At 70.2% G+C, this 14,554-nt stretch carries 11 protein-coding genes and 1 pseudogene; 8 read left to right on the top strand and 4 right to left on the bottom strand.

Going from position 1 to position 14,554, the window contains the following annotated elements; translation table 11 throughout:
• Positions 1–103: 103 nt before the first annotated feature.
• Positions 104–1,387: a M6 family metalloprotease domain-containing protein gene (locus tag OG819_RS16895; RefSeq protein WP_266625391.1), complete on the bottom strand. Its 1,284-nt coding sequence runs from the start codon at positions 1,385–1,387 to the stop codon at positions 104–106.
• A 607-nt stretch (positions 1,388–1,994) separates the two neighbouring features.
• Between OG819_RS16895 and OG819_RS16900 the strand changes: the two genes are divergently transcribed.
• Positions 1,995–2,639, top strand: coding sequence for a TetR/AcrR family transcriptional regulator (locus OG819_RS16900; RefSeq protein WP_266650174.1), 645 nt, complete (start codon positions 1,995–1,997; stop codon positions 2,637–2,639).
• Positions 2,640–2,807: 168 nt separating this feature from the next.
• The gene (locus OG819_RS16905) at positions 2,808–4,358 is read left to right on the top strand and encodes an MFS transporter (protein ID WP_266650176.1); all 1,551 of its coding nucleotides are present in this window, start codon (positions 2,808–2,810) and stop codon (positions 4,356–4,358) included.
• A 162-nt stretch (positions 4,359–4,520) separates the two neighbouring features.
• Here OG819_RS16905 and OG819_RS16910 read toward each other — a convergent pair whose 3' ends face one another.
• Complete coding sequence (locus OG819_RS16910; RefSeq protein WP_266650178.1) at positions 4,521–5,030, bottom strand: MarR family transcriptional regulator; 510 nt, start codon at positions 5,028–5,030, stop codon at positions 4,521–4,523.
• A 178-nt stretch (positions 5,031–5,208) separates the two neighbouring features.
• Here OG819_RS16910 and OG819_RS16915 point away from each other — a divergent pair, with 178 nt between their 5' ends.
• On the top strand, positions 5,209–5,970 hold the full coding sequence (locus OG819_RS16915; RefSeq protein ID WP_266634411.1) for a dioxygenase: 762 nt from the start codon (positions 5,209–5,211) through the stop codon (positions 5,968–5,970).
• Positions 5,971–6,011: 41 nt separating this feature from the next.
• Here OG819_RS16915 and OG819_RS16920 read toward each other — a convergent pair whose 3' ends face one another.
• Positions 6,012–6,551, bottom strand: a complete 540-nt coding sequence (locus OG819_RS16920; RefSeq protein ID WP_266625385.1) for a GNAT family N-acetyltransferase — start codon at positions 6,549–6,551, stop codon at positions 6,012–6,014.
• 169 nt (positions 6,552–6,720) lie between these two features.
• Here OG819_RS16920 and OG819_RS16925 point away from each other — a divergent pair, with 169 nt between their 5' ends.
• Positions 6,721–7,722, top strand: coding sequence for a sigma-70 family RNA polymerase sigma factor (locus OG819_RS16925; RefSeq protein WP_266650179.1), 1,002 nt, complete (start codon positions 6,721–6,723; stop codon positions 7,720–7,722).
• Between the two features lie 558 nt (positions 7,723–8,280).
• Positions 8,281–8,880: pseudogene (locus OG819_RS16930) on the top strand (TetR family transcriptional regulator).
• A 222-nt stretch (positions 8,881–9,102) separates the two neighbouring features.
• On the opposite strand, the gene OG819_RS16935 reads toward OG819_RS16930, so the two are convergent.
• The gene (locus tag OG819_RS16935; protein ID WP_266650180.1) at positions 9,103–10,146 is read right to left on the bottom strand and encodes a YafY family protein; all 1,044 of its coding nucleotides are present in this window, start codon (positions 10,144–10,146) and stop codon (positions 9,103–9,105) included.
• Positions 10,147–10,208: 62 nt separating this feature from the next.
• Between OG819_RS16935 and OG819_RS16940 the strand changes: the two genes are divergently transcribed.
• The 3 genes from OG819_RS16940 to OG819_RS16950 all read left to right on the top strand — a co-directional run bounded on the left by OG819_RS16940 (position 10,209) and on the right by OG819_RS16950 (position 14,546).
• On the top strand, positions 10,209–11,786 hold the full coding sequence (locus OG819_RS16940) for an MFS transporter (protein WP_266650182.1): 1,578 nt from the start codon (positions 10,209–10,211) through the stop codon (positions 11,784–11,786).
• A gap of 235 nt (positions 11,787–12,021) precedes the next feature.
• On the top strand, positions 12,022–12,222 hold the full coding sequence (locus OG819_RS16945) for a hypothetical protein (RefSeq protein ID WP_266625379.1): 201 nt from the start codon (positions 12,022–12,024) through the stop codon (positions 12,220–12,222).
• A gap of 542 nt (positions 12,223–12,764) precedes the next feature.
• The gene (locus tag OG819_RS16950; protein WP_266650184.1) at positions 12,765–14,546 is read left to right on the top strand and encodes an HEXXH motif domain-containing protein; all 1,782 of its coding nucleotides are present in this window, start codon (positions 12,765–12,767) and stop codon (positions 14,544–14,546) included.
• Positions 14,547–14,554: the final 8 nt, after the last annotated feature.

The raw sequence follows: 14,554 nt of genomic DNA on the forward strand, positions 1-14,554 counted from the left end.
GGCTCTCCGCTGTGGATCTCTGAAGAGACTCAGGAGAGACACCGTAGTCCTTGCACGGTCAGGTCAGCAGGTCGGAGACCGGGGGCGGCGGGGAAGCGACCGGTCAGCTGCGTGTGACGGACACCTGGTAGTCGCCCTTCGGATCCACCGCCGTGACCGAGATCGTGATGCCGGCCTTGGGGTCCTTGAAGGACTCGCCGGGGGCGAAGGGGGCGTCGGAGAGTTCCGCGTGGACGTTGGGGCTGCGGGTGCAGCCGCCGCTGTGGCGCTTGGAGTCGTAGACGGTGATGGGGCCGTTTCCGGTGTCCACGCCCGCGTCGACCTTGTAGATGAGGATGCCGGGGCGGCAGACGGCGGAGTCGTTGCCGCCGCGGGTGCGCAGTTCGAAGGCGTACCCCGTCTTGGTGCCGGTGGGTACGAAGACCAGTTTCTCGCCGCCGGGACGGGACAGCGGGGTGAGGGTGTACTCCGCCGTCCCGGGCGACGCGGCGCATCTGACCTGCGACTCGTCGAGCCAGCCCAGCTTCCACTTGTGCCAGCCGAGGAGGTCGTTGTCGGCCCCCCAGTCCTCGCTCATGATGTCCCAGTGGCCGACGGCGCCGCCGCCCTCCTGGGTGTAGAGGTCGGGCAGGCCGAAGGTGTGGCCGTTCTCGTGGGGGAGTACCCGGTAGCCGGTCTCGGCGTAGGAGCCGGAGCCGTCGTCCTGGCGGCTGTAGACGAAGGACGCGTTCGAGACGGGGACGCCGTCGGCGATGGGCGCCTCGGTGTTGCCGGCGAAGGTGACGGACAGGACGGTGTCCAGGGCGGAGGGCCCGGCGTTCGGCGTCACCAGCACGTTCAGGAGGTCGTACGAGTGGAAGTCCACCTCGGGGTCGGCCGTGGCCACTATGTCCTGGACCAGGTCGCGGTAGCCGGGGTCGAAGGGGGCGCCGCGTTCTATGCCGTACGCCTTGAAGGGCTTGGGCATGCGCAGCCAGTGGTGGATGGGGGTCTCGGGGCGGTAGTCGAGGCGGCCGTAGGAACTGGTGCGAAACCAGTTCTGGGTCTGCGGGAAGAACTCGGCGAGCCGGTCGAGTGCGCTGCCCGGGCCGGGGGCGTCGGAGAAGTCGACCATCAGGGTGAGGGCTCGGACGGTGCCGGTGGAGCGGGCGTATCCGGGTTGGGTCGGTATGCCCTCTCCCATCTGTACGCCCATCGCGCCGCTGATCATGCAGGGACCGAGCGCCGTGGAGCGGGCCAGCGCGATGGAGCCCGCCGTCGTGGAGCCCGCCGAGAGGTGCCCGGTGCCGGCGGAGGTGCTGACCGCCAGCGTCAGAAGAGTCACCGTGGTGAGGGCGGCCACGCGGCGCGAGCGTATCCGGCGGCTGGTGGCCTGCATCGGCTGCATACAGGGGCCCTTCGCTCACGGCAGCCGCCCGGTCACCGGCTGCACCCTGTGCGATCACCCTGTGGCGGGGGATGCGCGGCCGCGCGCTGGAAGAGCCCGAACGTGGGTTTCTTGCCGGGGGAGGGGTGACGGGAGCGGCGTCAGAGGTTTGGCCGCGGGGGTTTGGTCGCGGGGTTTGGCCTCGGGCCGGGGCGGATGGTCAGCAACGAGCCGGGCCGCGCTGACCATCCGCCCCGGTTGGGGGCGCTGACCATCCGCCCCGGGTGGGGGCGCTGACCATCCGCCCCGGGTGGGGGCGCTGACCATCCGCCCCGGGTGGGGGCGGGGCGGGGCAGGGCGGGGCGGCTGCGAAGCTGCGAGCCGCGCCGGATGCGCGACCGCACCGCGTGCCGCCACGGATGCTCAGCCGCGCGCCGCGCCCCCTCGCTCAGCCGCGCGCCGCTCCCCCACCCCCCAACGCTCAGTGACGCAGGTCACATCACATCTCTCGGAATGCGGGAAATAACCGGGGACGGTTTCCCCGTTTAGCCATGTGTCCGAGCGAAACGGGGACGGATTCCCCGGATCGCGCCACAGTCTTCCTGCACCTACGTCTGAGGAGTACGCCGTGGAGACCGCCACCCCCGTGAAGCGTCGCGTGCCCCGGCCCCGGGCCGATGCCCTGCGCAACCGGGAGCGGATCGTCGCCGCCGCGCGCGAGATGTTCGTCGAGTTCGGCCCCGATGTGCCGTTCGACGAGATCGCCCGCCGCGCCGGTGTCGGCAACGCCACGGTGTACCGCAACTTCCCGGACCGCGACGCGCTCGCGCGGGAGGTCGTCTGCTCGGTCATGGACCGCACGTCGGAGTGGATCGAGTCGGCTCTCGCCGAGGGCGGCGACGCCTTCCAGGCGCTGAGCGACTTCGTGCACTTCGCGGCGGACGAGCGGATCGGCGCCCTGTGCCCCATGCTCTCCGAAGCCTTCGACCAGAACCATCCGGATCTGTTCGCCGCACGCGAGCGGACCGTGGACCTGGTCGAGGCGCTGACGAGGCGCGCCCGAGAGGCCGGGCAGTTGCGGCCCGATGTCGAATTCGGCGACCTGATGATCGCCGTCACTCAGCTCACCCGGCCGCTGCCCGGCACCGCGTGCCAGGGCATCGACCGCTTCGTACACCGTCATCTGCAGCTGTTCCTGGACGGTCTGCGGGCACCGGCCCGCTCCGTACTGCTGGGGGTGGCGGTCACCGTGGAGGATCTGCGAACAGCCTGACCAGCAGCCAGACCAGCCAGACCAGCGCGACCGATGAGATCGGGGGACAGCGCCGGTCCTAAGTCCGACCAGCTTCCGGAAGCTTGCGGCCGTCTACGGAGACGAGCCGCCGGCTCCCGTGACTTTCCCTCACCTTTTTCACTGCGAAGTACCGGAGTGGGTATCCCCATGTCTGAAACAGGCACCTCAGCCTCGGCGAAGTCGGCGGCCGAACTCGCCGACGCACACAGCAACCGCTGGAAAGCGCTCGCGTTCATCGCGCTCGCCCAGCTGATGGTCGTCCTCGACGCGACCATCGTGAACATCGCGCTGCCCTCCGCCCAGCAGGACCTGGGCATATCGGACGGCAACCGGCAGTGGGTCATCACGGCCTACGCCCTCGCCTTCGGCGGTCTGCTGCTCTTCGGCGGCCGTATCGCCGACCTGTGGGGCCGCAAGCGCACCTTTGTCACCGGTCTGATCGGCTTCGCGGGCGCCTCCGCCATCGGCGGCGCCGCGCAGAGCGAGGCGATGCTGCTCGGCGCCCGCGCCCTGCAGGGCGCCTTCGGTGCCCTCCTGGCCCCCGCCGCGCTCTCGCTGCTCGCGGTGATGTTCACCGACGCCAAGGAGCGCGCCAAGGCGTTCGGCATCTACGGTGCGATCGCCGGTGGCGGTGGCGCGGTCGGCCTGATCCTCGGCGGCTTCCTGACCGAGTACCTGAACTGGCGCTGGACCTTCTTCGTGAACATCCCGTTCGCGATCATCGCCGCCCTGGGCGCGTACTTCGTCATCCGTGAGCCGGCCGGCGGCCGCAACCGCTCGCCGCTCGACATCCCCGGCGTCGTCCTCTCCACCCTGGGCCTGGTCTCCCTGGTCTACGGCTTCACGCGTGCCGAGTCCAACGGCTGGAGCGACTCCACGACCATCGGCCTGTTCGTCGCCTCGGTGGTCCTGCTCGCGGCCTTCGTCTTCACCGAGTCCAAGGTCAAGGCCCCGCTGCTGCCCCTGCGCGTCATCACTGAGCGCAACCGCGGCGGCGTCTACCTCTCGCTCGGCCTCGCGATCATCGCGATGTTCGGTCTGTTCCTGTTCCTGACCTACTACCTGCAGATCGTGAAGGGCTACTCGCCGGTCAAGACCGGCTTCGCCTTCCTGCCGATGATCGCGGGCATGATCACGGGCTCCACCCAGATCGGCGCCCGTCTGATGACCCGCGTCCCGCCGCGGCTGCTGATGGCGCCGGGCTTCGCGCTGGCCGCCCTGGGCATGCTGCTGCTGACCCAGATGGAGATCGACTCCTCCTACGCGGGTCTGCTGCTCCCGGCCCAGCTGCTGCTCGGCCTGGGTATGGGTACGGCGTTCATGCCCGCCATGTCCCTGGCCACGTACGGTGTCCAGCCGAAGGACGCCGGTGTCGCCTCCGCGATGGTCAACACCTCGCAGCAGGTGGGCGGCGCGATCGGTACGGCCCTGCTGAACACGATCGCCGCCTCGGCGACCACCTCGTACATCAAGGACCACATCGCCGGTGCCGCCTCCAAGTCGCAGCAGCGGATCGTCCAGCTGCAGGGCATGGTGAACGGCTACACCAACGCCATCTGGTTCGCCGTCGGCATCCTGGTGGTCGCCGCCGCGATCGCCGCGACCCTCGTCAACACCGGCCGCCCGGACATGTCCGCGGCCGCCGGTGGGGGCGACGGCGTCGAGGACGAGCTCAAGGTGCCGGTGATCGCCCACTGATCACCCGTACCGCCGGTACCGCCGCTGGTACCTCCGGTGCTTCAGGTGCTTCGCGTACGGGCGCGGGGTGGGGACGCCTCGCCCGTACGAGTCCCAGGGCCCGCCCCGGTTCCGAGTTCGTCGGAGCCGGGGCGGACCCGCGTCCACCCCCCGTCAGCCCCGTTAACGCAACCAAGGCAGGTCCGCGCCCGCGTCCTTCGGCTGCAACCCCTCGGCGATGATCCGCATGGCCTCGCCGAGGGCTTTGTGCTGTTCGGGCGTGAGCCGGTCGAAGAAGGCCTGCCGCACGGCGCGGACATGGCCCGGCGCGGCCTTGCTCAGCACCTCGTAACCGGCGTCGGTGAGGACGGCGAACTGTCCCCGCTTGTCGGAGGGGCAGTTCTCGCGACGCACCCACCCGTTCTTCTCCAGGCGCGCGATCGCGTGCGAGAGACGTGAGCGGGTGATCTTCGCGCTCATGGCCAGCTCGGTCATCCGCAGCCTTCTGTGCGGCGCCTCGACGAGCTGGACGAGCAGGCCGTAGTAGACGTGCGGCATGCCCGCGTCGCGCTGCAGCTGACGGTCGAGATGGTCCTCGAGGAGGGTGGCGGCGTTCATGTACGCACGCCAGGTGCGCTGTTCCTCGTCGGTGAGCCAGCGCGGCTCTTCAGCGGAAGCGGGTGCCGTGTTCATGGACTCCACTGTACGAGCCCCTTCTTGAATATTAAACAAATCGGGAGTATGGTTCTGCATGAGATCTTGAGACTTCAAATAAATGCCCAATCGGTCTTACGATCGACCCCCGGAGGGAGTAGCCGCCGTGTCTGCCGCCACGTCTGCCGTCGCCGAGGGGCATGCCCCGCACGAGCGCATGCCCGCCCTCTATCTCAGCCATGGCGCCCCGCCGCTCGCCGACGATCCGATCTGGCCCGGAGAACTGGCGGCCTGGTCCGCCGCGCTGCCCCGTCCCAAGGCGATCCTGATGGTCTCCGCCCACTGGGAGGAGGCCCCGCTGGCCCTCGGAGCGGTCCGGACCGTACCGCTCGTCTACGACTTCTGGGGCTTCCCCGAGCACTACTACCAGGTCCGGTACGCGGCTCCCGGCGCCCCTCAACTCGCCGAAGCCGTAAGGAAGCTGCTGCGCGCCCCCGGCATTCCCGTACAGGACATCCCGGACCGCGGCCTGGACCACGGTGCGTACGTCCCGCTCGTCGAGATGTTCCCCGACGCCGACATCCCTGTCCTGCAGATCTCGATGCCGACCCTCGATCCGGTGAAGCTGATGGAGATCGGGCGCAAGCTGGCGCCGCTGCGTGACGAGGGTGTCCTGATCGTGGGCTCCGGCTTCTTCACTCACAATCTGGCCGCGTTGCGCCAGGGAGGCATCCCCTCCTGGTCGGTGGAGTTCGACGACTGGGGTCACCGCACCCTGGACGCCCGTGACTGGGACGCCCTGCTGGACTTCGGCCGCAAGTCCCCGGCGGGCCAGCTCGCCCACCCCCGCACCGAGCACTTCGCCCCGCTCTTCGTGACGATGGGCGCGGCGGAGGCGACGGGCGAGCTGGACGAGCAGCGGTCGGTGATCGACGGGTTCTGGCTGGGGCTGGCCAAGCGGTCGGTGCAGTTCGGCTGAGGTCCGCTTCGCCTGGCCCGGAGGTCTCCGCTTCGGCTGGCCTAGAGGTCCTTCTCGTACCAGGCCACATCCCAGTACCGGCCGAACTTCCGGCCCACCTCCCGGTATGTGCCGACGTGCCGGAACCCGAAGCGTTCGTGCAGCCGCACGGACGCTTCGTTGGGCTGGGCGATGCCGGCGTAGGCGCGGTGCAGGTCCTCCTCGGCGAGCGCGTCGAACAGGGCCTTGTAGAGCGACGTGCCGACGCCGCGCCCGCCCGCGTCCGGGGCGAGATAGATGGTGACCTCGACGGAGGTGGCGTAGGCGGGCTTGGCGCGGAAGGCGCTGGAAGTGGCGTATCCCAGAATGCGCTGTGCGTTCCCGGGAGTCCCCTGTGAGTCCGTGTCCGTGGCAACCATCAGGCGGTGCGGGCCGTCTTCAGGGTGGGAGAGCAGCCAAGGACGACGCTCTTCCGAGATGAAGACAGCAGTGTCGAATGTGATGGGCGTCTCGCGAACATAGTGGTTGTAGATGGCTGTGAGGGCGTCGAGGTCGGCCTCGACTCCTGGCCTGACCTGCACCTCTGTACGTTCCGTTGACATCCGACCTCCCACTGTGGCGGCACAGGGTACTGCATGGTCAGAAAAGTAGGGGGGCGGGTTGGGAATTCTGTCCGGATTCCAGTCGTTGTTTCCTTCGGATGCCGGGCACTCGGAAGAGTGTCCGAGCCGCCACTAGGACCCGCAAGCCCACCATCGCAAGGGAGCACGCATGGCAACCCGTGCCGTCGCCCGTCGTCAGTCCGCCACCGGCGAGACCGCCGACGCGGCACGCAGTGTTCGCGCCGTAGGCGGCGAAATCGCCGACCGCGACCTGGTCGGCATGTACCTCGACGAGATCGCGCGTACGCCGCTGCTCGACGCCGCCAAGGAAGTCGAGCTTTCCCAGATCATCGAGGCGGGTGTGTTCGCGCGGCAGATCCTCGACGACGAGGTGGATGCCCCCAAGGCGGACGCGACCCGCGAGGAGCTCGAGGCGCTGGTCGCCGAGGGGGAGCGGGCCAAGGACGTCTTCATCCGCTCCAACCTGCGGCTGGTCGTCGCCGTGGCCCGGCGATATCCCCGTAGCGGCCTTCCCCTGCTCGACCTGATCCAGGAGGGCAACGCGGGCCTGGTGCGCGCCGTCGAGAAGTTCGACTACCGCAAGGGCTTCAAGTTCTCGACGTACGCCACGTGGTGGATCCGTCAGGCCATCACCCGCTCCATCGCCGACCAGTCGCGCACGATCCGCCTTCCCGTGCACCTGGTCGAGGAGCTGGGCCGCATCCGCCGGGTGCAGCGCGAGTTCAACCGCAAGAACGGGCGGGAGCCCGAGCACGCGGAGATCGCCGCCGAGCTGGGCTCGACCCCGGAGCGTGTGACGGACGTCCTGGACTGGGCCCGCGACCCGGTCTCGCTGAACATGTCGGTGGACGACGACGGTGACACCCAGTTCGGTGACCTCCTCGAGGACACCTCCGCGGTCTCGCCCGAGCAGTCCGTCCTCACCCTGTTGCGCAGCGAGGAGCTCGACGACCTGATCGGCCGCCTCGACCAGCGCACGGCCTCGATCATCAAGATGCGGTACGGCATCGACGACGGCCGGGAGCGCACGCTCACGGAGGTCGGCAAGGAGCACGGGCTCACCCGTGAGCGCATCCGCCAGATCGAGAAGCACGCGCTGCTGGAGCTGAAGAAGCTGGCCCGCGACACCGGTTTTGACGCGGCGGCTTAAGAATGTCCGCGGTTCGTGCGGTTCGCGTGGTTCATACGGTCGGTGTGCCACGTATGGTTCGTACGGGTTCGAGACGGATCTGTCGGATCTGACGGATCCGATGGTTCGAGCTCGGCCATAAGTCGATCGGACATGGCCATGTAACGCCGCTTAACTCGCTGGGCTCTGGGCACAAGACTTCAGGGCCCAGGGTTCAGGGTCCCGGGGCGCAGCCCCAAGACCCCCCAGAACCGAGTCCCGACGCACTCCCCCCCCCGCGCCGGGACTCTCCAGAGCCGAGCTTCGGCGCCTCCCCCCCCCTGGCGCCGGGGCTCGGCTCCTTTTTGTTCAGGGTTCGTCGGGGGTGGTCGGGGGTGGTTGAAGACTCGTTCCGGACTCGCGTTCCGGGGAGCGGTGGTTTTCGGGCAGGCCGACGGGCCACCCCGTACCTGAACCCCGGGGTGACCCGGATGGCAGATTGTGCCACAGGGGCATAACCTGCCGTCCGTGACCGGTACCGACCGCACGGCCGCCGCTCCCGGGCTCTCGCTCACGGAGCGACGCAAGGCTGCCACCCGGATGGAGATCGCGCGGGCCGCGGCCGGGCTCTTCATGAGGCACGGTCTGCGCGCCACCCGCGCCGAGGACATCGCCCGCGCCGCCGGTGTCGCGCCCCGCACCTTCTACCGCTACTTCTCCAGCAAGGAAGAGTCCCTTGCCCCGCTCTTCCGCGCGGGCGTCGAGAAGTGGGCCGAGGCGGTACGCGACGCCCCGGCCGACCTGTCCGTGCCGGAGGCGCTTCGCCATGCCGTCGTCCAGACCCTCACCCCGGGCGTTGGGGTGCGGCCGGAGTCCATGGACTGGGTCCGTGCCCTGCTCCGACTGGCCGAGGGGAGCCCGGCGCTGCTGAGGGTGTGAGGCGAGGCGTGTCAGGGGGCGGAGCGGACGTTGGCACGGGTGCTGGAGGCGAGGGCCTCCGCGGCGGGCGGCGGGGCGGGTGCCTTGGCCGGTGGCGGGGCGGAGTTCCCGCTCGGTGCCGCCGTGGCCGGTGCGGCCGTTCGCGTGGCGGTGGAGGCCTGGGCCGCCGGGGACGAGCCGGCCGACGGTCCGGCCGGGCCGGTCGCGCTCGCGGTACGCCATCTGGAAGCCCTGAGCGACTTCCCCTGGGGAGCCGTGTGAACGCGCCGTGGGGAGCCGTGTGAACGCGCCGTGGGGAGCCGTGTGAGCGCGCCGCGGACCGGTCGGGCCCGTGCGGGACTCGCGTGCGGGACTCGCGTGCGGGACTCGCGTGCGGGACTCGCGTGCGGGACTCGCGTGCGGGACTCGCGTGCGGGACTCGCGTGCGGGACTCGCGTGCGGGACTCACGTGCGGGACTCACGCGCAGGACTCACGCGCAGGACTTACCCGGCCCTGACACCGCGCCCTTCCGAGCGCCCGCCCTCTGGCCCGTCTCCCGGCCCGCCCTCCGACCCGTCTTGGAAGCCACCCGCCGCCCGAGTCAGACGCCCTCCCAACTCCCGTACACACCCCACCAGTTCCGCCGGCCGCCGCACCGTGAACTCGCAGTCGACCATCGCGAGCCGTACCGCGAGCCACTCCACGGAGTCCCCGGCGGAGGAACGCAGCAGACAGCTGTGCTCGTCGATCGGCTCGGGCGCGCCGAGCCACTTGGGCAGGCGGGCCGCGACGAACGCGGCGGGCGCGGCGAAGGCGACCTCGAAGTCGTACGTCTCCTGGCGCCCGTACATCGATTGCCGCAGATACTCGGCCGCGCTCCCCGTCGGCAGTTCGCGTGGCGTGAAACGGACGCCGGTCGCGAAGGGCTCGGCGATCCGGTCGACGCGGAAGGTGCGCCAGTCGTCGCGGTCGAGGTCATAGGCGACGAGGTACCAGCGACGGCCGGTGGAGACGAGGCGGTACGGCTCGGACAGCCGTCGTGACGGGGTGCCGTCCCCGGAGCGGTAGGCGAACCGCAGCCGTTCCCGCCCGGCCACCGACGCGGCGATCACGGTCAGCGTCTCGGGTGCGATGCTCGCCCCGTCCCCGCTGGTCAGCGGGGTGGTCGCGGCCTGGAGTGTGGACACACGGTGGCGCAGCCGGGACGGCAGGACCTGCTCCAGTTTGGCGAGGGCCCGTACGGACGCCTCGTCGACGCCCTCGACCGCGTGCCCGGCACCGGCCCGCAGCCCCACCGCGATCGCCACCGCCTCCTCGTCGTCGAGCACGAGCGGCGGCATCGCCTTGCCCGCCACCAGCCGGTATCCGCCATCGGCCCCCTTCGTCGCCTGCACCGGATAGCCCAGCTCGCGAAGCCGGTCGATGTCGCGGCGGACGGTACGCCGGGACACGCCCAGCCGCTCGGAGAGCTCGCCGCCGGGCCATTCGCGGGGCGTCTGCAGGAGGGAGAGGAGCTGGAGGAGCCGGGCCGGGGTGTCCGTCGTCATGTTTCCCAGAGTGCCGCACATCTAGGACGTGATCTGACCTAATAGGGGCCTACCTTCAAGCCATGACCTCCACCGAGACCACTCTCAGCAGCCCGGCCGAGCCGCCGCGGGGCCCGGCAGCCGGGGCCGACCGGCGACGCTGGCTCGCGCTCGCCATCGTGATGACCGCGGCCTTCATGGACCTGGTCGACGTCACGATCGTCAACATCGCGATTCCCTCCATCCAGCGGGACGAGGGCGCGTCCGTCGGCCAGATCCAGTGGATCACCGCCGGCTACGCACTCGCCTTCGCCGCCGGGCTCATCACCGGTGGGCGGCTCGGCGACATCCACGGACGCAAGCGGCTCTTCCTGATCGGCATAGGCGGCTTCACGATCGCCTCCGCGCTGTGCGGCTTCGCCGCGAACCCGGAGATGCTCGTCGCCTCGCGCATCCTGCAGGGCGGGATGGCCGCGCTGATGGTGCCGCAGGTGCTGTCGATCGTGCACGCGACGTTCCCGGCGCACGAGCGGGGCAAGGTCTTCGGGCTCTTCGGCGCGATCGTCGGCCTGGGCGCCGTGTCCGGCCCGCTGCTCGGCGCGCTGCTCACCGAGTGGAACCTCTTCGGTCTGGAGTGGCGGCCGATCTTCCTCATCAACCTGCCGGTGGGCATCGCCGCGCTGATCCTGGGACGACGCTTCATCAGCGAGTCGAAGGCCCCCAAGGCCCTCAAGCTCGACCTCGTCGGCATGGCCCTCGTGACGCTGGGCCTGCTGATGCTGCTCTACCCGCTGACGCGCGGGCGTGAGCTGGGCTGGCCGCTGTGGGGGTACGTGTCGATGGGCGGCGCCCTTCTCGTCTTCGCGGCGCTGGTGGCGTACGAGAAGCGCAAGGCGGCGCGGGACGGATCGCCGCTGGTCGAGCTGTCCCTGTTCAAGGTGAAGAGCTTCGCCGCGGGCATCGCCGTTCAGACCGTCTTCGGGGTCGGCCTCGGCATCTTCTTCCTGGTCTGGACGCTGTACATGCAGGTCGGCCTGGGCTGGCGTCCGCTGCGGGCGGGGCTGACCGGGGTCCCGTTCTCGATCGCGGTCTCGGCCGCGGCGGGCATGTCGGTGCAGCTGCTCGTCCCGCGATTCGGGCGCAAGGTGCTCCAGGCGGGCGCGCTGATCATGGCGGTCGGGGTACTGCTCTACATCTGGGAGTCCGAGCGGTACGGCCTGTCCATCGCCTCCTGGCAGATGGCGCTTCCGCTGGTCGTCATGGGCGCGGGCATGGGCTTCATCGTGGCCCCGCTGACCGACGCGGTGCTGTCGGAGGTCCCGCGCGAACACTCCGGTTCGGCGTCCGGGCTCATCAACACCGTGCAGCAGATGGGCAACGCGCTCGGACTCGGCCTGGTGTCCGTGGTCTTCTTCGGCCAGATCGGCGACCACCTGACCCGCGCCCAGGTGGGCCCGGCCTTCGTCGACGGCTTCCAGCACGCGCTGGGCTGGGTCGTGGCGGTGATGGTCGCGATCTTCCTGCTGATGTTCGCCCTGCCGAAGCGGCCGGCGCAGCATGTGGAGGGGGCGGGGGAGGACACCCCGCTCGGCGACCGGGAGGGCACGAACCTGGCAGCGGGCGCCCCGGTGTCCGACGGTGAGCCGGTGCTGATGGGCTGACGTCCTGGAGCTGACGTCTCGGTGATGACGTTTTGGTTGTGTGCCCGCCCTCCGCTGTCGGAGGGCGGGCACACTCGCTGGGGAGTGGTTCAGCGTTTCTTGAGAGCACACGTTGATATACGGTGCCGCAACACGCAGAAGGAGCCCTGTATCCCCAACTGGTTTCTCAGGCCACGGTGTTGGGAGGGCTCCTTGCGCGGTGTTCCAGCACGCCCATCAACGAGAGGAACTCCGTATGGAGGAGCGTAACGCGAACCGTCGGCCCAACCATTCCGCCCGGCGGGGCAGGCAACATACTGAAACCGTCCGCCGCCTGCGGAAATGGTTCGGGCGACAGGGGCGAAACATCCCGAGCGAGTTCCTGCAGGGTGCGGCGTACAAGCTCGGCAGCGGCGCCGTGACCCTGCTCATCCTGTGGTGGGAGACCCGCCACTGACTCCGGATGTGGGCCCATCCCGGGTGGGCCCGCATCCTCTTTGCCACACCCCGACATTCGGCAACGCCAAGGTCTTTCCAGCAAGAACGAGCTGCCGAACACCTTGCCGGAGGCGTGCCGTGCCCATGAAGCGGTCGGCCCCGAGGTGGACCGCGATGCCGCCGACCCGACGCCAACGATCATCTCGGTCGGCCCTTGCCTTTTCGGGCCGACCGGCTCCGGCGGGCGGCCACACGACGCTGTCGCGGTGGTTCAGCGTTTCTTGATATACGGTGACGCCATGTCATCGAGGGAACACGCCAGCCCCCGTGAAGCGGCGGGGTCCGGGGCGCCGCAATCCTGGCTTCCCACCTTGTCGGCACTGTCGCTCGAGGAGGTCGCGGCCCTTGATGACACCGTTCTGCGGCCTTCGATCGAGCGCTTGATGTATCGGGTCGGCCGTCCCATGTCCACGATCGCTGGTAGCGACGGCGATTAGCGCCTCGGGCGCGGGCCGCCGGGGAGCGCCCCACACGTCACGACCCCGTGAACGAGGAAACGTCGTGCCGACGAGCCTTCACCACCTCTCCGATTCCGTCCTGCACGCGCTGAACTCCGTCACCGAGGACGAGGAAGCCGTCGGCTTTCTGCTCGACGCGGAGTCGAGCCGACGCCTGTTGCTGTTGCGTGCGATCCGGGACGCGGCAGCGGACGCCGACGACGTACGTCGGGCCTGGCCGCTGCTCGAAGCCGCCGAGCGGGCGGACCCGGCGGCCTTCCGTACGGTGCTCCTCGACCCGCAGGTGGGTGTGTGGGCGGCGAGCCTGCTGCGCAGACTGTCCCGTCCGGATCCGGCGGCGACTTCGGGTGAGCCTCCTCTGCGTGTGGAACTGGGCTTCCTCGGGCAGTTGGCGGCGGCCGTGTTCATCGCCGCCGGTGCCGACTTCCGTACGCGCGTGCCGGTGCGGGACGGACGCGTGTTCCTGCCGGGCCTCGGCCGGGCCACGGTCGGCGGCGGCCCCTGGGGCACCGCCGAGGTGTGGGGGCACGACGGTGCGGTCCGGGTCGCCGCGGGCGACGTGACTGTGACGTTGCCGGACGACTCGGAGAACGACGCCCTGGGATGGGAGGGGCAGCGGCGGCTGCGCGCGGAGCACGCGGGAATGGCCCTGACCCTCACTCTCGACGACCTGGGACCCTACGCACCGGTCCCTGCGCTGACGGCGTCCGGACGGCTCTCGTCCGCTCAGTTCGCTTCCTGGCAGAGCTGGTTCGCCCGCATGTGGACGGTGCTGGTGGACGATCACCCGATCAGCGCCCGGGCCCTGACCGCGGGGTTGCGCTCCGTCGTTCCGCTGCCACGGGGCGAGCGGCTGCGCGCACGGGCGGCTTCGTCCAGCGATGCGTTCGGGTGCCTTTTGCTGTCGGAGCCGGACGAGGACGAGGACGTCCTCCCGGCCCAGCTCGGGATCGCCGTCCTGCACGAGTTCCGGCACACCCTGCTCAACGGCCTCATCTTTCTCACCCCTCTGTTCGAGGAGTGCGACGATCTGCTCTACGCCCCCTGGCGCGACGACCCACGCCCTCTCGGCGGGCTTGTGCATGGGGCGTACGCCTTCTCCGGCGTCGCGCGCTATTGGCGCACGCGCGGTGTGGAGGGGCTCGCGGGCTTCGAGTACGCGCTGTGGCGCAGCGCCGTGCGCACGGTGCTGGGGACTCTGCGCGAGCACCGTGCGCTCACTCTGCTGGGGCACATGCTGATCGACAGCCTGGACGAACAGACCGCAGGCTGGCATGGGGAACCGGTGGGAGTACGCGAACAGCGCCTCGCGGACCTCGCGGCGGTCCACCACCGTGCGACCTGGCGCGCACACCATCTCCATGTGCCCGCGGCACACGCGAAGGAACTGGCGGAGGCCTGGTGCGCGGGGCGGCCCGCGGACGTCGTCACACGCCACCCCGAGCCCGCGCTGCGGGCCGACCCGCAGGCCTGCCGTCTGGACACGCTCGCGCTGCTGGCGCGCCTCAGCCTCGTCGCTCCCGTCGAGTTCGACATCCTGCGCGTGGCGGAGGACCCCGCGAGGAAGGTGCCCGGTGTCGTCCCCGCCGATCTGGCGCTGGTGGACGGCGACGCCGCGATCGCGGTCAAGCTGTACAGCGAGGAGCTCGACGCTCCGGGCGCCAGGCCCGCCGCCTGGGCCGGGCTCGGCCTGGCGCTGGCCGAGTGCGGCGAGCGAGCCGCCGGGAACGCCCTGACCGAACACCCCGAACTGGCCCTGGCCATCGGCCAGATGCTGTCCACCCCGCCGGATCCGGTGCTCCTGGCCCACTGGCTCGCACACTAGCGAAGCCG

The organism is Streptomyces sp. NBC_01549 (assembly GCF_026339955.1).
Taxonomy (GTDB): Bacteria; Actinomycetota; Actinomycetes; order Streptomycetales; family Streptomycetaceae; genus Streptomyces.